A 20,648-nucleotide genomic window follows, 5' to 3' on the forward strand; every position below is an offset into this window, starting at 1 on the left:
TTATGCTTTTTGAGCAAGACCGGTGCCAACACCATTTCTGATTTGAATCTACGGGGTCGGCTCCTTGAGAAGCGACTATTTGTGTTTGTCGCGGACACATGTCTTCAACACCAACACCAACGACGATGGCTGCACGCTCGCCTTCGCAGGCGCAACAGTGGACATCCACCTACGCAAACGCGGGCCCCAAGAGTTTCCCGAGGTGACTATCGACGGCGCTACAAAAAACTCCGATGGCATAGCGCTTGCTGGTCGGTCGGATCAGAAAGGGAGTGCCTGAATGGATAAGCCGCGCGGAATGTATTACGAGGACTTCGAAGTGGGGAAAACGCTCGTGACCCCTGCCAGAACCGTCACCTCGACGGACATAGTCAATTTCGCCTGCCTGTCCGGCGACTTCAACGAGGTCCATACCAATTTTGAGTATTGCCGCTCGACGTCGTTCGGCGAGCCAATCGCCCATGGCCCCCTGATTTACGCGATCGCAGGCGGCCTCACCTATGCGAGCGGCATCAATGACGGCACGCTTCTCGCTCTGCTAGAGATCACCAATTGGCGCATGCTCGCACCGGTCAAACACGGCGACACCATTCGCGTTCACGCGACTGTCAGCGCGGTGAAGGCCTCCAGTAAACCCGACCGTGGTGCAGTCACGCTCCAACGCAGCATTCAGAACCAGGAAGGGACTGACGTTCAGACCATGACGGCTACACTGCTATATCGCAGACGTCCGGCTTGATATCTTCGTCATCCGGGGGGGGGGCGGACCGCAATCGAATGAAACGGTCCGCCGCCATTTGCGGTTTCCTATTTGGACTTAGTCCGCCTTCAGGCCCGTCGCACGGATTAGTTCGCTCCATTGTTCGATCTCGGTCTTTAGCATGGACTGCAGCTCGGCTGGCCCGCCGGTGAGCATCGTCACGCCGCGTTCGGCCACCTTTGCCCGCAATGCCTCTTCGCTCGTTGCCGCATTCAATGCGCTCGCCAGTTTCGCAATTATCGGCTGCGGTGTCCCTGCAGGCACGAACAATGCTTGCCAGAATACGCCGCGGAAGCCCGGCAAAGTCTGCGCTACCGGGGGCGCGTTCGGAAGCAACGCGACGGGTTCTGTCGATGTCACGGCAAGAATGCTTGCGGCTCCCTGCTCCGTGGCCGGCACGGCGTCGAGTGGTGTTGCGAAGGTTGCATCGAGACGGCCGCCATGAATATCGACGATAGCAGGCGCCGCTCCTTTGTAGGGAATATGCATCAAATCGACCTTTGCCTGGCGTTTGAACATCTCAAGAATGAGATGATTGACGGCACCATTCCCAGAACTTGCAACATTGAGTTTTCCGGGGTTTGCCTTTGCGTATGCGATGAATTCCGCGAGAGACTTCACAGGGACATTCTTGCTGACCAGAAGGACAAACGGCGACTCATAAGCAATGCCGACAGGCGCCAACTCTGTCATTGGATTTCGCGGTGTCAGCATCGGCTGCAGGGTCGGATTAATGGCAAGGCTGGTGGTCCCCATCAGAACCGTATAGCCATCGGCAGGAGACTGCGCGACGGTTGTGGAAGCGATGCCTGTTGCCGCACCGGGCTTGTTCTCGACAACGATCGGTTGTCCCAACTCCCTGCTCATGCGATCGCCGAGTAGACGCGTCATGACATCGGTCAGGCCGCCGGCGGCGTATCCGACAACCAGATGGATCGGGCGGTTTGGGTATTCGGATTGCGCAAGTGCGGGACCGCTGAATGCAGCGAATGCTGCCAGTGCAACTGTGGCACAAGCGGATCTTACGGAATTGTTCGTTCGTCTCATGAGCTGTTTCCTATTTTCGATGTGTGTCGAGCCCGTTCGCTCGTTCGCTTCCGCGTTGGCCGTCGGCAGCGCTTTCCTTGACTGGATTTTTCGCACGCAAGATCAAAATATTGCATGCGACTACACTCCCATTTCCCTGGCGATAACATTGCGAAGTATGTCGCTGGTGCCGCCGCCAATGGGGCCAAGCCGGGCGTCGCGGAAGATTCTCTGCATATCCCCGCCGACATAACCATTGCCAGCGAGGATCGACATGCCGTGGTCAGCTACCTTCCACGCATTCTCCGCGGCGACCGTCTTGGCGATGGCCGTCTCCATCACAGCATCGACGCCGGCGTCCAACATACGCGCAGTATGAAACGTCATTGCGCGGGCGGACTCGGTCAGCATCTGCATCTCAGCCAACCGGTGGGCGATCACCTGGTACTCGGTCAACGTTTTGCCGAAGGCCTTACGATCCTTTGCAAACTGCTTCGCGATATCGATGACCTTCAGAGCCTGCCCGCCGCTCGCCGCTGCCAGCACGATCCGTTCAAGGTTCAGTCCCCGCATCAGCAGTTTCCAGCCACCATTCTTCTCGCCCAGAAGATTGCGCGCCGGCACCCGGACATTGTCGAAGAACACTTCGTTGATCAGCGTCGTCCGGCTCCCCAGCGGGTCCAGCGTTCTCACGTCGATCCCCGCGGATTTTGCATCCACCAGAAACATGCTGAGGCCGCGCCGTCCGGCGTCAGGGTCGGTCTTCGCGCTGACGATCATGAGATCCGCGACATGCGCGTTCGTGATGAAGACTTTCTGACCCGAGATAAGGTAGTCGTTGCCATCGGCCACGGCGCGCGTGCGTATGCCGGCGGCATCGGAACCGCTGGATGGCTCCGTGTAGCAGATCGCCATCTTGATGTTTCCGGCGATAATCTCGGGAATATACGCCCGCTTGTGCTCGTCGCTGCCGGCATGGCGCAAGGTGGCGCCTCCGTAGATCGTCGGACCCAGATAGGCAGTCGACAGGCCCTTGTGATGATAGGCAAGCGCTTCCAGCAGGACGGCAAGATCCGTGTAGGACCCGTTCATACCGCCATGTTCTTCATCGAACGGAAGCGCGAACCAGCCGGCTCGCGCGAGTTCCATGTGAGCGTCTTGCGGATACGCCGAGCGCTCCTCATGATCGCGGATTGCGTCGGCTGGAAAGACCCGTTCCAGCAGACCGAGCACGCTATCGCGCATGAGGACCTGATCGTTGGAAAAACCAAACGTATTGTAATACATAGATCTCCACCTTGGCTGTTCGGCGACTTCTAGTGACGTTCGCGACCAAAAATCAGGGTGCAGTGCGACGACATGATGCCGCCCTCGCTGTGAACGAGAGCGATGTCGCGCTTCGGCACCTGCCTTGCACCGCATTCGCCTCGCAGTTGACGCACCGCCTCGATGACGCCGAACAATCCGCCCGCTGCGCCAGCATGGGCATGCGACAGCATTCCGCCATGGGTATTGATCGGAAGACGTCCGTCGAAAGCGGCCTGACCTTCGGTAAAGAGCACTCCGGCCTCCCCCCGCTCGCAAAGTCCGAGTTCTTCCGCTTCGATGATTGGGACGATGCTGAAGCAGTCGTAAAGTTCGGCGAAGTCGACATCCTTCGGGCCGACGCCCGCCATTTCATAGGCGATGCGACCGGACTTGATCGCACCGAATTCGGTGAGGCTCGGCGCTGCGATCAGGTGCTCATGCGTATGGTGCTCGCCGATGCCAAGCAGCCAAGCCGGTGACTTCGGCCGGTCCCTGACCAGATCCGGATGCGCGATGACGATGGCCCCTCCAGCATCAGAGATCAGGCAACAGTCGAGGACACCGAGCGGATCCGCAATCCGCTTGGCGTTAAGCACATCATCGATCACGATCGGCGTGCGCATATGGGCATTGGGATGCATCACCGCATGCTTGCGCGATTGAACGGCAACCGCCGCCATCTGCTCGGAGGTCATGCCATATTCGTGCATGTAGCGATTGGCGACCATCCCGTAGAGCGCTGGAATGAATGCGCCATAAGGGGCCTCGAAATAGGGATGCCCGACTGCCGCGAGCGCCGTGACGGCCTCGTCCCGCGACAGGCCGGTGGCACGGTTCTCGCCGGCGCAAATCAATACGGCCCGACACCGGCCGGCAGCAATGGCCGCCGCCGCGTGCCCGATCATCGCCGCGGGAGAGGCACCGCCAACGATCACCGATGCGCAGTAGGTCGGCATCAGCCCCAGATACTCGGCTAGAACCGAGCCGAGCATGAAATAGGGCTCGGTGAATGAGTAGGCAGTCAACAGGCCATCGATATCCGACGGCTTGAGGCCCGCATCCACTATGGCACGTTTCGCCGCCTGGGCGTTCAGGCCTAACCCCGTCATGCCCGGCACTTTGCCGATGTCAGACTCGCCCACCCCGACGACGACAGCGCTATTGCGAAGCCCGGTCATGTTGCGTCTCCGTCTGCGATCCGGAATTGCGGTACCGCCCCTTCTCCCCGCGTTTCGAAGGTCACTTCCACGGCCTGCCCGATCTGCGCCCGCAGGGCGTTCGGACCGACGATGTTCGTGAGCAATCGAGGCCCCTCCTGCAATTCGATCAGCGCGACGACATATGGCACTTGCGACTGGAATGCCGGCGACGGTGCGCGGCGAACCACGGTCATCGCGTGGACCGTTCCGCGTCCGCATGCATCGACCCATTCGGTTTGATCGGACCAACATGTCGGACACAGATGACGCGGCGGAAACCGCTTCGTCCCGCACTCCGGACATCGCTGGAATATGAGCTTGCCTTTTGCGGCGGCTTGCCAGTACGGAGCCGAATCCGCATTGGAGACCGGCATTGCCGCTTCGGAACCGCTCATTTCGCCTTCCTCTGGCTTCGGCTGGCTTTGACGAAGATCTCCCGCTCGGAGGCCGCAGCGAAATCAGGCCTCCGCTTGTTGCTCAGAGCATCCAGCCCTTCATGGAACGCCTGGCTTGTGAAGGCGAGAGATTGAGCCAGGTTCTCGAACGCCATCATGTCATCGATGGACGTCTCGAACGTTCTACCCATCAGCCATTTTGCCAGCCCCATCGCTTCGATCGGACCATTCGCCAACGCGTGAGCTCGCTTCAGGCATTCTTCATCGAGCCGATCGTCCGGCACGACGGCGGCAGCGACGCCGTTATCGACGGCCTCCTGGCCGGTCCAGGTGCGGTTCTCGAAAATGAACGTACGGGCGCGAGCGAGACCGATGAGCCGCGGCAAGCTATACATCACGCCAATATCCGGAATGACGCCGAGCCTGAAGAATCCTGCCATGAACTTCGCGCTCTCGGCGGCAATGATCGTATCGCCGACCAGTGACAACCCGAACCCGCCGCCGACGGCAAAGCCGTTCACCCCGACCACGATCGGCTTCCGGAACCGTATCAAGGCCGTGAGCCACTGTGCCGTCCTGTTGAAGCGAGCATGCGTGGACCATGGGTCCATTTCGTTCTTCAGCATCGGGAGGTCGCCCCCCGCGCAGAACGACTGCCCGCTTCCCGTCAGATAGACTGCCCGACAGTCCACATCGGTCTCAAGGGACGCGAAGGTTGATGCGACCGCATCCCGCATGGCCTGCGTCATCGAGTTTCGATTCTCGTCGTTCGAGAGTCGAACGATTGCGACAGATCCGTCGTGCGTAACTTTTACTGGCACCGCTTCCTCAACCAAGACGCTCTCCGTTCTTATGATTTTTGCTTCCGGGATTCTGTCGCTTTGAATTGCCGTCCGCCGTCCACGACCAGATCCGTACCGTTCACATAGGCGGCGGCTGGGGACACGAGATAGGTGACCGCGGCCGCGATCTCATCGACACGGCCGAACCGCGCGACCGGAACGCGCGCGAGCTCCGCATCGGCGCGATCGGTCTCTTCATGGATTCGACGCGTCCCCTCCGTGTCGGCAATAGGGCCCGGCGCGACGGTGTTCGTCAGGATGTTCTTCGGACCCCACTCCAACGCGAGTGTGCGGCTCAATGACTGGATACCGGCCTTCGCCGCAGCGGCAGGTGCGCAGCCGGGCCATCCGCCCCACGCATATGCCGTGATGATGCTGACGATCCGTCCCACATGAGGCGATGCGGAAAGGTAAGGAAACGCTGCTTTGCAACAATGAAACGTGCCATTCAGATCGATATCGATGACAGTACGCCAGCCGTTCGGTGACAGATCTTCCGTCGGGCAGGCAAAATTCCCGGCCGCATTGTTGATCAGGATGTCGATCCCGCCCCAGCGCTCGACGGTCCGCGTCATCGCCGAGACAACCGAATCGTAGTCACGCACGTCGGTGACGATGCCGAGTGCTTCACCGCCGGCGCGCCATAACTCTTCCGACGCTGCAGCGACGACCTCACTCTTTCGGCTTGCGATCACCACTTTGGCGCCCAGCCTGCTGAACATCTGAGCGATACCCAGGCCAATGCCCGTCCCGCCTCCGGTGATGAAAGCTGTCCGCCCTGCAAGTAGCTGAGGGCCGAATACGGATTTTGAATTCTCGCTCATCATTGTCTCGCGGTTGAATGCACGAAACACCTGATTGCAAAGCGCGTACCAGACCTCGTCCCCGCAACAAGTTGACCAAAGACGCCGCCGAGAGATCTTCAGATGTCTTATTCGCGGACAACGGAGTGCTCCGAATGTACGCGGCATACACAATGACGCAGCGCAATATGACTGCCGACCTTCCTCGCTGTTCGGTGTTGTGTCTGGCACGCAACTTGCGAAAGCCGCGACGTAGGACGCCACGAAGCCCGGCTATCGAAAGCCGGGAGCGTTTTGAAACGCATCATTTCTGTACATCTGAGAACGGGCACAATGACAAACGCATCAACGACCCGGCACGGCCCTCTCAAAGGCATCAAGATCGTCGATCTCACCGCAGTTATCATGGGACCCTACGCGATGCAGGTGATGGCTGATTTCGGCGCGGAGGTCATCAAAGTCGAAGCTCCTGAAGGCGACATCATGCGACATGTGGGCAAGAACGGAGATCATGGGATGGGACCCATCCACATCGCGTTGAATCGCGGCAAGCGTCTCATCACGCTGGACTTGAAGAAGCCGGAAGCCCGCGAGGTCTTGCTCAAGATCATCAGCGAGGCCGACGCTTTCGTTCATGCGATGCGTCCTAAAGCCATCGAGCGACTGGGGCTGGACTACGCAAGCCTGAAGGCAATCAAACCGGACCTCGTGTACTGCGGAGCGTATGGATACTCCGCCGACGGCCCATATTGTGACGAGCCCGCCTATGACGATCTCATTCAGGGATTATCCGGGATAGCAGATCTCGGCTCCCGGCTGGCTGGCGAGCCCCGCTTCTTTCCAACGGTGATCGCAGACAAGGTCTGCGGGCTGACGCTGGCATACGCACTACTCGCCGCATTGCTCCATCAGCACCGCACCGGAGAAGGACAGCAGATTGAGGTCCCCATGTTCGAGACCATGGTCCAGTTTCTCATGGTCGAGCACCTTGGCGACCGGACATTCGGCCCCGACGAGGAGACCGGATATGCGCGCGTGATGTCGCAATTGAGAAAGCCGCACCGGACTACGGACGGCTACGTCTGCGCACTTCCCTATAACGATAAGAACTGGCGCGACTTCTTCAAAATCGTCGAACGCCCAGACCTCGCCGGTGATCCACGCTTCTCGAACCAGAATGCGCGAAGCCAGAACTACGAAGTCCTCTATACTCTGCTCGGCTCACTGCTCGGCGAACGACCAACAGCGTACTGGCTGGAGAAGCTGAGCGCTGCGAGTATTCCTGTCGCCCCGGTACTCGGGCTCAAAGATCTGCTCGATGATCGCCATCTTTCGGCGGTTGGCCTCTTTCAGGCGGTCGAACATCCAACCGAGGGATCGATCACCGCCGTGCGTTCTCCCGTGGGTTTTTCGGGCAGCCCAGCTGCAATGGGCACACCCGCCGGTGTGATCGGCGCTCACACGACTGACGTACTTGAAGAGTATGGCTACACGAAAGCTCAGATCGATCGACTGATTTCCGAAGGGGCGATCCTTCAAGGATAGACCGCCCCGTCGCGATAGAAAGTAGCTGCGCGGCGACAACTACGGTGGCCGGTTCAGCGACAACTATGATGGCCGGTATGCTCGCCCGTCAGGCCTGTCGCAGGGAGGGGCGAAGCCCCGACCGAAGAGCGGGCCTGACGGGCGAAGGCGATCTTCAAAGCCCTCTTATCGGGGACCCTGATCGGGCGACGCCGGGTGGTGGTATTGGAACGCTTATCGAACACAGCAGCGATAGGTTCCGATGCCTGGCCACCACATTCCCGATCAGCAGGCACATCTTTATATGGTTCAGCGTCGTCATCACACCCAGGCCGTCGCGGCCGCCAAGGCCGGTATCAGCGAACGCAGCGCGCGTCGGATCGAGAAGGATCCCCGCCTCGGCATGTGCGCCACCCGCAACAACCGCGGCGAAGCCCATGAGAACGGCTCGATCGAAAGCCCCAATGGTCACCTCAAGCGGCGGCTCGACCAAGCTCTGCGCCGCCGAGGCAGCCGCGATTTCGCCAGCATCGAAGACTATCGCCGTTTCGTCGAGGAGGAAGTAGCCAAGCAGAACCGGCGCCGGAACGCGCTCGTGGACGAGGAACGGCGTATGCTCAAGCCGTTGCCGCCGCGGCGAACAACCGATTTCACCCTGATCAGTGCCGACGTCACCCGCAATGGCACTGTCAGCCTCGATCGGGTCACCTATTCGGTGCCCTCGCGCCTCGTTGGGCGCCGCCTCCACGCCAACCTCTACGACGACCGTATCGAGCTCTTCCTCGGGCCCGACAAGGTGATGACCACCACCCGTCCGCGTCAAACACCCCGATCGGGGGCACAGCTTCGATTTCCGGCACGTCATTGGGAACCTGCGGCGCAAGCCCCAAGCCTTGCGCTATCTGGTCTACCGAGACGCCCTGTTTCCCACCCATGCCTATCTGCGGGCATGGCAGGCGCTCGATGCCGCACTCGATGCCCGCCAAGCCTGCCGCGACATGGTCGCGCTGCTCGATATCGCCGCCAACGGCAATTGCATCGATGCGCTGGGCCAGCGGATCGAGGCTGCGCTCGACGCGAGCAAACTCCCCGATATAGCCAAACTGAAGGGTGAGTTCCTGCCCACGGCCAGAACACGTGCCGATGTCACGATCCCGCCACCCGATACCAAGGGCTATAACTGCCTGCTCGCCAGCACTCAGGTGCAGTGATGACCAGAACCAAAGATCAAGCCGCCGCCGTGCTGCCCACTCTGCTGACGGCGCTGCGCCTGCCCAGCATCAACCGCAACTGGAAGCGTCTCACCGACACCGCCGATCGCGATGGCTGGCCCGCGGCCCATCTGCTCGCCTCGCTGCTCGAGATCGAGATGGCCGAGCGCACATCGCGGCGTATCCAGCGCCATCGCGACCAGTCAGGCTTGCCCGCCGGCAAGACCTTCGCCACTTTCGACTTCGACGCCGCTCCCGGCATCCGCAAACCACACCTGCTTTCCCTTACGACAGGCGAGGGCTGGATCGACAGCGGCGACAATCTCCTCATCTTCGGCCAATCCGGCACCGGCAAGACCCACGCCATCGCCGCCATCAGCCACGCTCTCATCGACACCGGGCGCCGCGTCCTGTTCTGCACCACCACCGACATGGTCCAGAAGCTTCAGGCCGCCCGTCGCGAGCTCAGCCTGTCTTCGATGCTCGACAAGCTAGACAAGTACGATCTCATCGTCCTCGACGAGCTCTCCTACGTCCGCAAGGATCAGATCGAGACCAGCGCCCTGTTCGAACTCATCGCCCATCGCTATGAGCGCCACTCCATCGCCATCACCGCCAACCAGCCATTTCGGCTTGGTCTGACGTTTTTCCGGATCCCACGATGACTGTCGCGGCCATAGACCGCCTCGTTCACCACTCCACCATCCTCGAGATGAACGGCGAGAGCTACCGCAAGCGCTCCGCCGTCGCCCGCATCTCCGCCATGGAAAGCTCCAGCGACGATTCCCCGCCCGAGGCATCCCACGACCGGCCATCATAATTGTCGCTGACTAATTGTCGCTGGCGCCAACTATCCAAGCAACCTTCGTGGCCAGATCGAACCGGCTCACCGCGCCGCTCAGCGACAATTACAACTCAGCGCAATTGTCGCTGGGTCGTTGCCAAAACTGCGGCCCAGTGATAGACAAAATCCACCATTCGGCGCCGCCGCATACCGGCCATCATAATCGCCGCCGGCCTCCCTAATCGTCGCGCTACAAAGTAGCGGCAGAATGGGACTAGTCGAGCTTCGCACCCGATTGCTCGACGATCTCCTTCCAGCGGGCTGATTCCTCCTGTGCCACCTTAGCCATTTGCGTCCCGTCCCACGTTTGCGGTTCGATGCCGAGGCTTGCAAACCGCTCGAGAAGTTTCGGGTCGGCCATTGCCTTTTTTGTTGCGGCGTAGATCTTCTGAACAATCGCGTCCGGTGTCGAGGACGGAACGACGATGCCATACCAGGCTTCGTTGGTGATCTTTGGAAATCCCTGCTCCGCTGCAGTCGGGACGTCGGAAAGTTGCTTCATCCGGTTAGGCGATGTGACCGCTAGAAGCCTGATCGCCCCCTTCTGGTGCTGATTAATCATGGCCGGTATGCCGTCGATCAGCACGTCCACTTCACCGGCGATCAGCGCCTGGAGCGCTGGAGCGTTGCCACGATACGGCACGTGGATCGACTTTACTCCCTCCGTACTCTTCAGGAGTTCGGACATCAAATGCCCGGTGGTGCCGACGCCCGGAGACGCCGTACGCACGTCAGACCGCTTTTTCATCATGGCAATCAATCCGGCGAGGTCTTTGACTTCTAACTTCGGATTCACGGCAACGCCGCTGGGCATCAGCCCGACGATCGAGACCATCTTGAAATCCTTGTCGGGGTCGAAGCCCAGGGACTTGTAGAGCCAACGGTTGATCGACAGCATTCCGGGTGTGACCACCAGAATTGTTTGCCCGTCGCCAGCCGCCTGTGCCGCAACAGCCGCGCCGACATTACCGCCTGCGCCATTTTTATTTTCGACGACCACCGCTTCGCCGACAGCAGTGCGAAGCGCTTCGGCAAATGCACGTCCCAGCAAGTCGGTCTGTCCCGCTGCCGGGAATGGGATAATCATTCGCACTGCACCATTCGGCCAGTTCTGTGCGCAAGCCGTCCCGACGGACAGCATAAGCACAACGCAAGCGGTGAGCGCTTGCTTGATCCTACGAGTCATAATTCCCTCCTGCTTTCCTCTGAAATCTGCCGCTCCTGTTCATTTGCAGCGAGTCTGGCCTCCGCAAGTTCAGCAATTGCCATGCCATGCACTTCCATATGCCGACTGGTATCTCGGACGAGGACGGTGAGGCGGCTTACTCTTCCATGTGTTCGCGGCGAAAACACAACTGTCCTCACGAACGTCAGGCTTGCGGCGGCGAGCACCGTTAACGGCACCGGGCTAAGTCTCTGCGTCGTGCCTTGATGCGGTGCGTATTAAGTCGAGCGAGGTTTTCCGTGGTGGTCATTGCACGGCATGGGAATTGCTGAAGATGAATTCGACGCGGCTGGAAAGGACACCTGAGATGTCCATGACCCCGTCGCCTTAATCAGCCGAGAAGGGAGTTACGCCACATGAATGTCTCATCCTTTCGAGATACGGATGTTTTGAGCGGCGTCCTGTTTACCGGTCTCGGCCTTGCCGTGGCCTATGCGTCTAGTAAATACGATGTAGGCTCCGTGGCCCGGATGGGACCGGGCTTCTTTCCGCTTCTTCTGGGAATCATCCTCGCAGCAATCGGCGTAACGATTGCGATCCGCGGAGTGGCGTCGCCTAGCACCGCATTCCATGTCGAGCGCATTCGCCCCATCGTCGCGATCGGACTTTCACTCGTTGCCTTCGGATGGGTGATCACACGCTTCGGCTTCGCGCCAGCGCTGTTGTCGGGATGTCTGCTCGCCATGGCCGCAATTCCACGGACGTCCCGCATAGAATTCGTGCTCGTCCCTCTCCTGCTATGCGCGTTCTGCTCATTCGTATTCATCTATGGGCTGGGGCTTCCGATCCCGCTCGCGAAGTGGTGACCGTTATGTTCGACAACCTCCTTCTCGGCTTCTCCGTTGCAACGACCCCGTCCAATCTGAGCTTCGCGTTCATCGGCTGCCTGCTCGGGACCTTGATCGGCGTCCTGCCCGGTATCGGGCCGGTTGCAACAATGGCCATGTTACTGCCGATCACGTACAGCCTCTCCCCAGTCGCAGCGCTCATCATGCTCGCGGGAATCTACTATGGTTCGCAATACGGCGGATCGACCACTGCGATCCTCCTGAACTTGCCCGGCGAGTCGAGCTCTGTCGTGACCGCATTGGATGGACACGCGATGGCGCGCGATGGACGTGCCGGCATCGCGCTGGCGATCGCAGCGATCGGCTCGTTCGTCGCAGGCTGTGTGGGGACGCTTGCGCTTGCCGCGTTCGGACCTGTCCTTGCGAGCGTCGCGCAGAAATTCGGAGCTCCGGAGTATTTCTCGCTCATGCTCTTTGGCCTCGTCTGCGCGACCCTTCTGGCGGCGGGTGACTTCCTCAAGGCTGTCGCCATGGTGATCGTCGGCCTGCTGATGGGCATTGTCGGCACCGACGTCAATTCCGGTGCCTCCCGTTTCACCTTCGGGGCAGCGAACCTGTCCGAAGGAATCGACTTCGTGATCGTCGCCCTCAGCTTCTTCGGTCTGGCCGAGGTGATCGGCAATCTTGTGCAGCAGAACGGTCGTCAGGGCACCGTCAGCAAGGTCGGGCGGCTGATGCCCAGCCTGTCAGACTTGCGCGAGGCGGCTCCAGCGATGGGACGCGGGACTTTGGTCGGCAGCCTTTTGGGACTCCTTCCGGGAGGCGGCGCGGTGTTGAGCTCGTTCGCATCCTACATGCTCGAAAAGCGCATTTCGTCCACGCCAGAGCGTTTCGGACGCGGAGCGATCGAAGGCGTCGCCGGGCCGGAAGCGGCCAATAACGCCGGTGCCCAGACCTCTTTCATTCCCCTGCTCACGCTCGGAATTCCTTCAAATGCCGTCATGGCCCTAATGATGGGAGCGATGATGATCCAGGGCATCGCGCCAGGTTCGGCCGTCATGACGACAAACCCTTCCTTGTTTTGGGGAATGGTCGCGAGCATGTGGATCGGAAATCTCATGCTGCTGGTAATCAATTTGCCGCTGGTTGGCATTTGGGTGAAGCTCTTGAGCGTGCCATACAGCATCCTTTATCCATGCATCGTGATCTTCTGCTGCATCGGCCTCTTCAGCTTGAATTCGAGCTCGTTCGACCTCTATCTAGCCAGCGCCCTCTCGGTCACCGGCTACCTGATGATCAAACTGGGCTGCGAAGGCGCGCCACTTATCCTGGGCTTCATTCTCGGCCCGCTGCTCGAAGAGAATATGCGCCGGTCGCTACTGCTTTCGCAGGGAAGTCCGCGCATCTTCGTCGATCGACCGATTAGTGCAGCCTTCTTGATCCTGATCGTCCTGTTACTGGCGATGTTGATGATACCTTCAGCACGGAAACAACGCGAGGAGGCGTTTCAAGAATAGTCGCGCCAATCACCATCGTAAAAGTGGCCGACGATAACAACGAAATCGATATTGTCCGCAATTGCTGATCGCGAACGCGACTGCTCCCGATCTCATAGGGCTAACTTCCCTGTATCGACGGAATTACGGCTGGAACGTCCCCGGTTTCATAGCGTACAACTAGTAGGCGGGCACTTGAGCGCTGTAGTTCTCTCCACTACGCTCGGTAGCGACCGCTCGCCGATACATCCCGACTCTTGCGGCCTGCGGGTCGCGACATGAGCACGAGCACCTGACCCTGTATCGTCACCTTGATTTTCACATGCCGCTCGTTGCCGGGATTTGCAATACGGGGGAACAGTGGACGGGGTTGGTGAAGCGGCTGAAAGGTGCTGCGACCGCGTTCGCGTAGGAACGGATCTATATAACCTCGACCTGGGCTTGGCGCGTTTCGGGCAGCAGATCCAATTGGGCGTCCGCTCGCTTTTACTTAGGCTCGCCAGCGTTCTGTATGATTGCATCAGTAACATTGCGAAACTTGCGCCGCTGACCCGCCCTGCCTTCCCTCAGTTAAGGTTAGAGCCCGGCCCCCGCAGTGCTGTGAAGTGTAAAAAGCTAAATGCGGTTTCAGCATGCGGGTGTTCAGCGGCATTTGCTGCTTTCGCGAGCCGACCGCGAGCGCCGCCGGCTAAAGGCCGCTAGGCCCATCGTCTTAGCGACAAAGATTCCGACTTCCGAGATGTCCATCAACTCCCGTCCAGCCTGTCATTGACAATGTCGTCCGGGATCACGCGCAAGAAATTCTGGCCCTTCTATAAGCGGCGGCCAAGGGTCTCGATAAAACCTTCATACCGCTCGCGGCCCTTGATCTGGGCGGCCGCCCGCGCATCGTTCGGCAGCGGCGGCGTAATCGTCAGCCAGAAGCGGACGAACAAGGCCAGTGTTTCGGCGGTAAGGCTAACGTCCCGCTCCAGCTTCTGCACCTTTCGCGACAGCCGATCGAGACGGCGCGCAAACGCGGCCTCTTTCCGCCCGCTCGATTCTGAGCAAAGCCTGCGGCTTCAGCACCGACCATCCGCCCGTCCGTGACAACCGGCCGGACTTGTCTACGGAAACAGCGGCGGGTGCTGACGGGGAACAGACGACTGCATATTGTGTCCATCCCCCGCGGCGATTGTCGATGAACGATGCCACGTCGAAAGAAGTTTCGCTGAGCATTTTGCTTCTGCTTTTCAACGACCAACCTGATCTGACACCGCAAACGGCCGCCTTGACCGTTTCGGCGCCAGGTTCAGTCCATGGAGGTTTGCGTGGACCGGATGATGTCGCTCCACCTTATGCGTTCGGTATCGATGAACTGTGCAGTTGATTGCACGGTCATCGGGCTCGCCTGCACGCCCAACGCGGTAAACATCGACTGCACGTCGGTCTCGCGCAGGATTTCCGTGACGGCCCGATTCAGCTTCTCGATGATTGCGCCAGGTGTCCCTTTCGGTGCCATCAGTGCAAACCACGTCACTGACGTGAAGCCTGCAACGCCGGCTTCCTGCGCGGTCGGCACGTCCGCGAGCTGCGGCGTACGCTCCGGGCCGCATACGGCGAGGATCCGCAGTCTGCCGCTTTCATGAAGACTCAGCGAGGAGCCAAGATTGTCGAAAAACACGTCGACGGTGTTCCCAACAACGTCCTGCAGCGCGGGCGCCGTGCCCTTGTAGGGGACATGCGTCATGCGCGTTTGCGTCAAGTTCTGAAACAGCATCGCCGTCAGGTGCGATGTCGATCCATTGCCCTGGGAGGCAAATGTCACCTTCTCGGGATTGGCCTTCGCAAAGGCGATCAATTCGCCAATCGACTTCGCCGGAAAGTCGGGTCTGACGTCTACGACGTTCGGCGAGGTTGCCAACAACGTGACCGGAACAAGTTCGGAAGGTTTGAAATTCAGCTTCTTGTAAAGTGTCTCGTTGATCGCAATCGGTCCCGGCGGACTCGCCAGTAACGTGTAGCCGTCAGGCGGGCTGTTCGCGACGAACTCGGCGCCTATATTACCGCCGGCACCGGCGCGGTTCTCGATGATGATGGCCCTGCCCCACTTCTGGCGCAACTTCTCGGCCACGATCCGCGGCAGAGCATCTGCTGTGCCACCGGCCGAAAACGGGACGACGATCTTGATCATCTTCGATGGATAGTCTGTTTCGATGTCGGCCCGCGATCCGCTCGCGAACAACAGAGTGCCGACTGCCGCAATCGATAATGTCCTTTGAAGCGAAGCCCACGTCGTCATCTGCATTCCTCCCACCGTGTTGGTTTTCTGATCAGCCCGGATGAACGCCGCTGCCCGGCACCGAGGTCGTATTGCTGATGAGGCGCACGGTGCGAAGCACCGCCGTTGCATCCGCCACCCCTTTTCCCGCTATATCGAAGGCACTTCCGTGACCAACGCTGGAGAACAGGATGTCTGAACCCACCGAGAATGCCGACGCGTTCCGCCCGGCGAGAAGCTTGATCGGGATATGTCCCTGATCGTGATACATCGCGACGAAGCCGTCGAGATCCTTGCGCGTCACGAGCAGGTCGGCGCCGACGGGCCCCTCGACCAGATGTCCTGCAGCGCGCAGGCGCGCCACCGCCGGCGCTGTGATGAGATCATCATCGTTGCCGAACAATCCACCCTCGCCGGCATGCGGATTGATACCGAAGATGCCGATCCGGGGCGTGCTGATGCCCAGACGCTTCAGCGTGCCGAGGCAGACCAGAGCGGCTTTCTCGACCAACTCCGGCGTGAGGCGCGCCAGCGCGTCGTGTAGACGTTCGTGCAGCGTTGTATGCAGAATGCGCGCCCCGCCGCCGATGAACATCATGAAGACGTCGTCGTCCGCTGCATTCGTCAGCCTCGCAATGAGCCCGGGGTAGCCTGAGAACGGAATTCCGGCGGCATTCACCGCGGTCTCGTTATGCGGACATCCGACAATGGCGTCGACCGCGCCGGAGCGCACCAGAGCAATGGCTTCCGCGACATAGTCCACCGTGGCCTTTCCGGCGGCGGCGTCCACCACTCCCGGCTTGAAGTCGGTTTCAGCCAACACCTGCATCGGATGCCAGTACATCGCTCCACGGGACGGCGAGCCGGTCGCGTCATGGCGCACAAGGGACATCTCAGGTGCATGCCGCCGCACGTAGTGACGGATGACGTGGTCATCGCCGACCAGCACCACTTTGAGGCCTGCACCGCCGGCCAGTTCGGCGGCAGCCTTCACGGCGATCTCCGGACCTATTCCGTTGGGATCGCCGATCGTCAAGGCGATCGTATCGATGGTCCGGCTCATCGTGTGGCCTCCTCGTTGCAGCATTCGGCGCGCCTCGTGTCAATGATCCGTCATGCCGCGGATGCCGACCCATCGTCCCCACTAGGCACGAAGGCGTCGCTGAAGAACGCATTCTGTGCGAGGCCGCCATCGCGGAGAAAATCGCGCCGTGCAGCATCGATCATTGCCGGCGCACCGCACGCATAGACTTCAAGCGCCGACATGTTGGAATAATCGGACTTGACCGCCTCATGCACGAATCCAATGCGGCCTGCCCACGAGGGGGCCGGGCTCGACACGACGGGCGTGTACCGGAACCAGGGATGCGCATCGACCCATGCCGCCAGCAGTGCAGGCATGTAGAGATCCGCCGGCCGATTGGCGCCCCAGTAAAGATGGATCGGCCTGGCCTGGCCAAGTCTGATGGCGTTCTCGATGATCGACTTGATGGGGGCGAAGCCGGTGCCGGTGGCGATCATGATCGCCTGACGATCGGCTTTGTCGCTGAGCGAGAATTCGCCATACGGTAGTTCGATCTCCAGCGTGCTCGCCTTTTCCAGCGGTCGGAGCAGGCCTTCGGAAAACTTACCGCCCGGCACATGCCTAATATGCAGTTCGAGCTCATCGCTCTTCTGCGGCGGGTTGGCCAGCGAATAGTTCCGGCTGTCGCCGTCGGCCATCAACACACGGAGATATTGGCCGGCCTGAAAGATCGCACGCCGGCCCATCGGCAGACGCAAATGCAGGACCGCCACGTCGGGCGCGGGGCGTTCGATCTTGCGGACCTTCGCCGTGAAGCGCTTGCGTTCGATGATGTCGGCCGGACGAATCCGCGTCGGCGCGACAGCCAGATCGCTTTGCGGGCGAGCCTGGCACAGCAAAACGTCGTTCGCAGGCCCGACGCATGCTCCGCGTCCGCGCACCATCGCCTGGCCGGAGACAAGGCCGCCCGCACAAGACGAGCAAACACCCTTTCGGCACGAATATGGCATCGAATAGCCGGCACGCTCGGCTGCGTCGAGAACGGTTTCGTCCTCTGCACACTCGAAGGCGATGTCGCTATCCACGATGGAAATCAGGAAACTCACGACGTTCCTCCCGAAATGTTGAGTTTTCAGCCGGCGGTCGGCTCGTGACGGCGATCCGGCGGTGTTTCAGAGCGGAAAACCGAGCAGCGTATCGACATAGCCGCTGTCGAGAACGACGATCCGCTTCACCAGCTTGGCGTCGTCCTCCGTCACGCGGTAGCGGTCGATGTACCGGCCCGTTGCGAACAGATCCGTCGGACCTTCACGCGTAATACGTGCAACCATGAACGGCGTCTCCGAATCCAATTCGTCACCCTCGACGTCGCCGATATAGGGCTGGCCGAGGAGATGCCGATACGAGTGGCGCTCGTAAACATTCGCCTCCAGCAGCGAGAGAATGCGGTCGTGCAGCATCCCCTTGCTGTCCATCCACATCAATCCCGCTTCCAAACTCTGGCTGTGATTGTCCGCTGTCGTGATCTTGTAGAAACAGTCATCGGTGAAATAGTCGGGCCACGTGGTGCAGTCGCCATCGTCGATCGCGCGCACATAACTGGCCTGGACCATCGAGATTAGCGCCACCAGCCGGTGACGCTCGTGAAGATCAATCATATGCCCATCCTCGCCCGGTACTCCTGCCAGAAGCCGCGAATCGCAGCCTCGGTGATGCGGTCGTCGCTGCTTTCGGTCGAATAGCCGCCCATTGCGAGAACCGCCTGTTCGTCTTGCGATCCTGCCGTGCCACGCTGCACGAATCCGCCGATGCATCCGTCCTCCATCGAGACGTATCCACCGGGGCCGACGAGATTGGACTGCTTCATCCGGATCTTGCGCTGCTCCGGCGTGTCTTCCGCGAAGCCGAAATAGGTCCACTTCAGATGCATCTGATCGGTGCCACGCGGCAGAACGGTCCTCACAGCCAACGCGTTCTGAATCTGCTGCAGGACGAAGTTGGGAAACACAGATAGAATCTGCAGCGTCGTGTCGTCGTTGAACTCCTTGAAATTCTGCAGCAGCGACATGTCAGAAAGCTTCAGTTCCGACTGCGACCGGATGTTTTGCTGGGAATAGACGTCTTTAGTCTTGCCAACTTCCGCCTCCCGATCGACCTCAGAATAACTGGCGTGCGATCCGCCGCTCTTGTTGACGACGATTCCGCCTCGCTGCGAAAGCCTGTTGAGCTCGAACGTGGTAAAGAACGTGTGCAGGATGCTGGCGTGATAGCTGTCCTTAGTATTCTCGACGTAGAGCTTCCAGTTGTTCGGAAGTATCTGCGTAAAGCGACCGAGCACGACCGGCTTGCGGCCGTCCATCACCCGAGCAATCCGCGCCACGAGTTCCGGACCGACATAATCCTCGATCTCCTCGGCATCTTCGTCGAAACTGCCGAATAGCAGACCGTGCAGGACCACGACCCGCAACTTACGTGGCCCCCGGTCGGCCATGCAAAAATTCTTTGCGATGCCGCCCTTTCCGCCGATCCCGTCCTTGAACGCGATCCCGACGAGGTCACCCTGAAGATTGTGGCTCCACGCGTGATAGACGCAGGTGAAGTCCTTTACATTGCCGCGATCTTCCAGCGCCAAAAGCGCGCCGCGATGCGAACATCGATTCTCAAACGCGTACAGCTCTCCGTCCCGGTCACGCGTCACGATCACTGGCGTTTCACCAACGTGCACAGCGACGAAATCGCCCGCTGCCTGCAGCTCGACCTCCAGGCAGAGGAAATTCCAGGTCGGGCCATGGAACAGAGCCCGCTTCTCTAGTTCGAATAGATCCTTGTCCTTGAAGGCCCAATACGGCACTCGCCGGATTTCTCCGTCGTCGGGCCAGTTGGCTAGGCTTCCGTCGCGGCGAGCATACTCGTTCATCTCGCATTTCCTTTTGTTCGCTATTCGAACTACGGTCGTTATGCGAATTTCGTTTACAAGCCTGATGGATATGTGTCAAGTTTTAGAAGATTCCAAAACAGGGTGATCGCTGCTGAACTCGACTGCATGCGAGCCCGATGTCTCCCGTGCGGAAGGTCGCAGAATGAAGTTGGTTTTTATTTCTGGATGCAGTCACATCGGATCGACGAACTGGAAACTCGCACCGGCGGCGGCAGACCTCGCAAGTCGCTCTTTCAACGATATCGAACCGATCGAGTTCGACCCGACGCAGTTCGATCTGCCAAGCATCGAACAGCACAGCCCCCACGACGTCCCAGCGGACCTTGCCAAGTTGAAATCTTTGCTGGAGTCGGCCAACGGCTTCTTTATCAGTTCGGACGAATACACGGGCGCTTACTCGGCGGTGCTCAGGAACGCGGTGGGTTGGTTGCGGCTGGCGGATGCGGACCGGGAGACGCCGTTTCGGGGCGCGCAAGTGGCTCTGTGCGGCATGGCAAGTCGCGGTGCCGGTGGCCTCCGAGGCCAACCGGCGCTTCAACAATTTTTTCGCGAACTCGGCGCGACGGTCGTCTCGCAGCAACTCGAACTGGGCTCTCTCGACGGCCCGTTCGATCAAGCGGGTGAACTGTCGTCGAAGATCAAAAAGCAATTGCTTGACGGGTGCTTACGCCAGTTGTGTTCGTCGCAATCCTAGCTCGCCGACACAAGAACGTGTGCGGAATGCGACGGCAGCCCAGCACCACGGGGCACACCTTGTCTTCGGCGCTGTCGCGATGGGCTGGCGCGAAGACGCCTGCCCGCTGCGGCTCACGGACTATTCCCCGAAAGTACCATCCACCGCATGTGACGTGCGCTGACAAACCGTTGACTCAAAAATCAGAGGTTTGTAAACCGACAACGTATATCGCTCAATGTTCGCATAACGAACAAACAAAGGGCCGGGCAGATTAAATGCCCGCAGACCGGTGTGACCGGAGTTGATTAGCTGCAAGCGATCAAGCGGGT

The 20,648-nt window shown here is 59.9% G+C and carries 18 protein-coding genes and 3 pseudogenes; 8 read left to right on the top strand and 13 right to left on the bottom strand.

The features are described from left to right. The first annotated feature begins 280 nt into the window (after positions 1 to 280). Entirely contained in the window at positions 281 to 739 is a 459-nt protein-coding gene (locus AC1RLZ_RS27875) for a MaoC/PaaZ C-terminal domain-containing protein (protein ID WP_493191287.1), read from the top strand. 78 nt (positions 740 to 817) lie between these two features. On the opposite strand, the gene AC1RLZ_RS27880 is transcribed toward AC1RLZ_RS27875, so the two are convergent. Genes AC1RLZ_RS27880 through AC1RLZ_RS27905 form a run of 6 tightly spaced genes read right to left on the bottom strand, consistent with a single transcriptional unit; the run spans position 818 to position 6,354 of the window. Beyond that, positions 818 to 1,903, bottom strand: a complete 1,086-nt coding sequence (locus tag AC1RLZ_RS27880; RefSeq protein ID WP_493191288.1) for a Bug family tripartite tricarboxylate transporter substrate binding protein — start codon at positions 1,901 to 1,903, stop codon at positions 818 to 820. Positions 1,904 to 1,927: 24 nt separating this feature from the next. Then, on the bottom strand, positions 1,928 to 3,073 hold the full coding sequence (locus AC1RLZ_RS27885; RefSeq protein WP_493191333.1) for an acyl-CoA dehydrogenase family protein: 1,146 nt from the start codon (positions 3,071 to 3,073) through the stop codon (positions 1,928 to 1,930). A gap of 29 nt (positions 3,074 to 3,102) precedes the next feature. Continuing rightward, positions 3,103 to 4,272, bottom strand: a complete 1,170-nt coding sequence (locus AC1RLZ_RS27890) for a thiolase C-terminal domain-containing protein (protein ID WP_493191289.1) — start codon at positions 4,270 to 4,272, stop codon at positions 3,103 to 3,105. After that, positions 4,269 to 4,688 (bottom strand): Zn-ribbon domain-containing OB-fold protein, encoded by a 420-nt coding sequence (locus tag AC1RLZ_RS27895; protein ID WP_493191290.1) that lies wholly within the window; start codon positions 4,686 to 4,688, stop codon positions 4,269 to 4,271. Before AC1RLZ_RS27895 ends, AC1RLZ_RS27890 begins: the two co-directional genes overlap by 4 nt. Continuing rightward, positions 4,685 to 5,509 carry an enoyl-CoA hydratase/isomerase family protein gene (locus tag AC1RLZ_RS27900; protein ID WP_493191291.1) on the bottom strand — a complete coding sequence of 275 codons (825 nt, stop codon included), beginning with the start codon at positions 5,507 to 5,509 and terminating at the stop codon, positions 4,685 to 4,687. The genes AC1RLZ_RS27895 and AC1RLZ_RS27900 overlap by 4 nt, the downstream gene beginning before the upstream one ends. 29 nt (positions 5,510 to 5,538) lie before the next feature. Then, the gene (locus tag AC1RLZ_RS27905; protein ID WP_493191292.1) at positions 5,539 to 6,354 is read right to left on the bottom strand and encodes an SDR family oxidoreductase; all 816 of its coding nucleotides are present in this window, start codon (positions 6,352 to 6,354) and stop codon (positions 5,539 to 5,541) included. Positions 6,355 to 6,666: 312 nt separating this feature from the next. Between AC1RLZ_RS27905 and AC1RLZ_RS27910 the strand changes: the two genes are divergently transcribed. From AC1RLZ_RS27910 to istB, 4 genes and pseudogenes are all read left to right on the top strand, one after another. After that, on the top strand, positions 6,667 to 7,878 hold the full coding sequence (locus AC1RLZ_RS27910; protein ID WP_493191293.1) for a CaiB/BaiF CoA transferase family protein: 1,212 nt from the start codon (positions 6,667 to 6,669) through the stop codon (positions 7,876 to 7,878). Between the two features lie 592 nt (positions 7,879 to 8,470). After that, positions 8,471 to 8,590 (top strand): annotated as a pseudogene (locus AC1RLZ_RS27915) (hypothetical protein); the annotation flags it as partial. A gap of 160 nt (positions 8,591 to 8,750) precedes the next feature. Further along, complete coding sequence (locus AC1RLZ_RS27920; protein ID WP_493191335.1) at positions 8,751 to 9,068, top strand: hypothetical protein; 318 nt, start codon at positions 8,751 to 8,753, stop codon at positions 9,066 to 9,068. After that, positions 9,068 to 9,888, top strand: a pseudogene (istB, locus tag AC1RLZ_RS27925) (IS21-like element helper ATPase IstB). Before AC1RLZ_RS27920 ends, istB begins: the two are co-directional and overlap by 1 nt. A 238-nt stretch (positions 9,889 to 10,126) precedes the next feature. Here istB and AC1RLZ_RS27930 read toward each other — a convergent pair. Next, complete coding sequence (locus AC1RLZ_RS27930; protein ID WP_493191294.1) at positions 10,127 to 10,999, bottom strand: Bug family tripartite tricarboxylate transporter substrate binding protein; 873 nt, start codon at positions 10,997 to 10,999, stop codon at positions 10,127 to 10,129. 494 nt (positions 11,000 to 11,493) lie between these two features. On the opposite strand from AC1RLZ_RS27930, the gene AC1RLZ_RS27935 reads away from it, so the two are divergent. Beyond that, the gene (locus AC1RLZ_RS27935) at positions 11,494 to 11,943 is read left to right on the top strand and encodes a tripartite tricarboxylate transporter TctB family protein (RefSeq protein WP_493191295.1); all 450 of its coding nucleotides are present in this window, start codon (positions 11,494 to 11,496) and stop codon (positions 11,941 to 11,943) included. 5 nt (positions 11,944 to 11,948) lie between these two features. After that, positions 11,949 to 13,442, top strand: coding sequence for a tripartite tricarboxylate transporter permease (locus AC1RLZ_RS27940; protein WP_493191296.1), 1,494 nt, complete (start codon positions 11,949 to 11,951; stop codon positions 13,440 to 13,442). A gap of 791 nt (positions 13,443 to 14,233) precedes the next feature. Here AC1RLZ_RS27940 and AC1RLZ_RS27945 read toward each other — a convergent pair. From AC1RLZ_RS27945 to AC1RLZ_RS27970, 6 genes and pseudogenes are all read right to left on the bottom strand, one after another. Then, a pseudogene (locus tag AC1RLZ_RS27945) lies at positions 14,234 to 14,452 on the bottom strand (CopG family transcriptional regulator); the annotation flags it as partial. 260 nt (positions 14,453 to 14,712) lie between these two features. Further along, positions 14,713 to 15,702 carry a Bug family tripartite tricarboxylate transporter substrate binding protein gene (locus AC1RLZ_RS27950; protein WP_493191297.1) on the bottom strand — a complete coding sequence of 330 codons (990 nt, stop codon included), beginning with the start codon at positions 15,700 to 15,702 and terminating at the stop codon, positions 14,713 to 14,715. Positions 15,703 to 15,733: 31 nt separating this feature from the next. Continuing rightward, positions 15,734 to 16,744 carry a PdxA family dehydrogenase gene (locus AC1RLZ_RS27955; protein ID WP_493191298.1) on the bottom strand — a complete coding sequence of 337 codons (1,011 nt, stop codon included), beginning with the start codon at positions 16,742 to 16,744 and terminating at the stop codon, positions 15,734 to 15,736. A gap of 50 nt (positions 16,745 to 16,794) precedes the next feature. Continuing rightward, positions 16,795 to 17,811 carry a 2Fe-2S iron-sulfur cluster-binding protein gene (locus AC1RLZ_RS27960; RefSeq protein ID WP_493191299.1) on the bottom strand — a complete coding sequence of 339 codons (1,017 nt, stop codon included), beginning with the start codon at positions 17,809 to 17,811 and terminating at the stop codon, positions 16,795 to 16,797. 66 nt (positions 17,812 to 17,877) lie between these two features. Beyond that, positions 17,878 to 18,363, bottom strand: a complete 486-nt coding sequence (locus AC1RLZ_RS27965; RefSeq protein ID WP_493191300.1) for an aromatic-ring-hydroxylating dioxygenase subunit beta — start codon at positions 18,361 to 18,363, stop codon at positions 17,878 to 17,880. Further along, a complete protein-coding gene (locus AC1RLZ_RS27970) occupies positions 18,360 to 19,622 on the bottom strand; it encodes an aromatic ring-hydroxylating dioxygenase subunit alpha (RefSeq protein WP_493191301.1) in 1,263 nt (420 codons plus the stop codon). The genes AC1RLZ_RS27965 and AC1RLZ_RS27970 overlap by 4 nt, the downstream gene beginning before the upstream one ends. Before the next feature lie 163 nt (positions 19,623 to 19,785). Between AC1RLZ_RS27970 and AC1RLZ_RS27975 the strand changes: the two genes are divergently transcribed. After that, positions 19,786 to 20,337, top strand: coding sequence for an NADPH-dependent FMN reductase (locus AC1RLZ_RS27975; protein WP_493191302.1), 552 nt, complete (start codon positions 19,786 to 19,788; stop codon positions 20,335 to 20,337). Positions 20,338 to 20,648 lie beyond the last annotated feature (311 nt).

It is taken from the genome of Tardiphaga sp. GW822-FHT04G09 (assembly GCF_058800725.1).

Bases quoted from the DNA above. Each gene is read 5' to 3' on its own strand.
- AC1RLZ_RS27875 (WP_493191287.1), top strand. From the start codon at position 281: ATGGATAAGCCGCGCGGAATGTATTACGAGGACTTCGAAGTGGGGAAA.
- AC1RLZ_RS27885 (WP_493191333.1), bottom strand. From the start codon at position 3,073: ATGTATTACAATACGTTTGGTTTTTCCAACGATCAGGTCCTCATGCGC.
- AC1RLZ_RS27890 (WP_493191289.1), bottom strand. From the start codon at position 4,272: ATGACCGGGCTTCGCAATAGCGCTGTCGTCGTCGGGGTGGGCGAGTCT.
- AC1RLZ_RS27895 (WP_493191290.1), bottom strand. From the start codon at position 4,688: ATGAGCGGTTCCGAAGCGGCAATGCCGGTCTCCAATGCGGATTCGGCT.
- AC1RLZ_RS27905 (WP_493191292.1), bottom strand. From the start codon at position 6,354: ATGAGCGAGAATTCAAAATCCGTATTCGGCCCTCAGCTACTTGCAGGG.
- AC1RLZ_RS27910 (WP_493191293.1), top strand. From the start codon at position 6,667: ATGACAAACGCATCAACGACCCGGCACGGCCCTCTCAAAGGCATCAAG.
- AC1RLZ_RS27930 (WP_493191294.1), bottom strand. From the start codon at position 10,999: ATGATTATCCCATTCCCGGCAGCGGGACAGACCGACTTGCTGGGACGT.
- AC1RLZ_RS27935 (WP_493191295.1), top strand. From the start codon at position 11,494: ATGAATGTCTCATCCTTTCGAGATACGGATGTTTTGAGCGGCGTCCTG.
- AC1RLZ_RS27940 (WP_493191296.1), top strand. From the start codon at position 11,949: ATGTTCGACAACCTCCTTCTCGGCTTCTCCGTTGCAACGACCCCGTCC.
- AC1RLZ_RS27950 (WP_493191297.1), bottom strand. From the start codon at position 15,702: ATGACGACGTGGGCTTCGCTTCAAAGGACATTATCGATTGCGGCAGTC.
- AC1RLZ_RS27955 (WP_493191298.1), bottom strand. From the start codon at position 16,744: ATGAGCCGGACCATCGATACGATCGCCTTGACGATCGGCGATCCCAAC.
- AC1RLZ_RS27965 (WP_493191300.1), bottom strand. From the start codon at position 18,363: ATGATTGATCTTCACGAGCGTCACCGGCTGGTGGCGCTAATCTCGATG.
- AC1RLZ_RS27970 (WP_493191301.1), bottom strand. From the start codon at position 19,622: ATGAACGAGTATGCTCGCCGCGACGGAAGCCTAGCCAACTGGCCCGAC.
- AC1RLZ_RS27975 (WP_493191302.1), top strand. From the start codon at position 19,786: ATGAAGTTGGTTTTTATTTCTGGATGCAGTCACATCGGATCGACGAAC.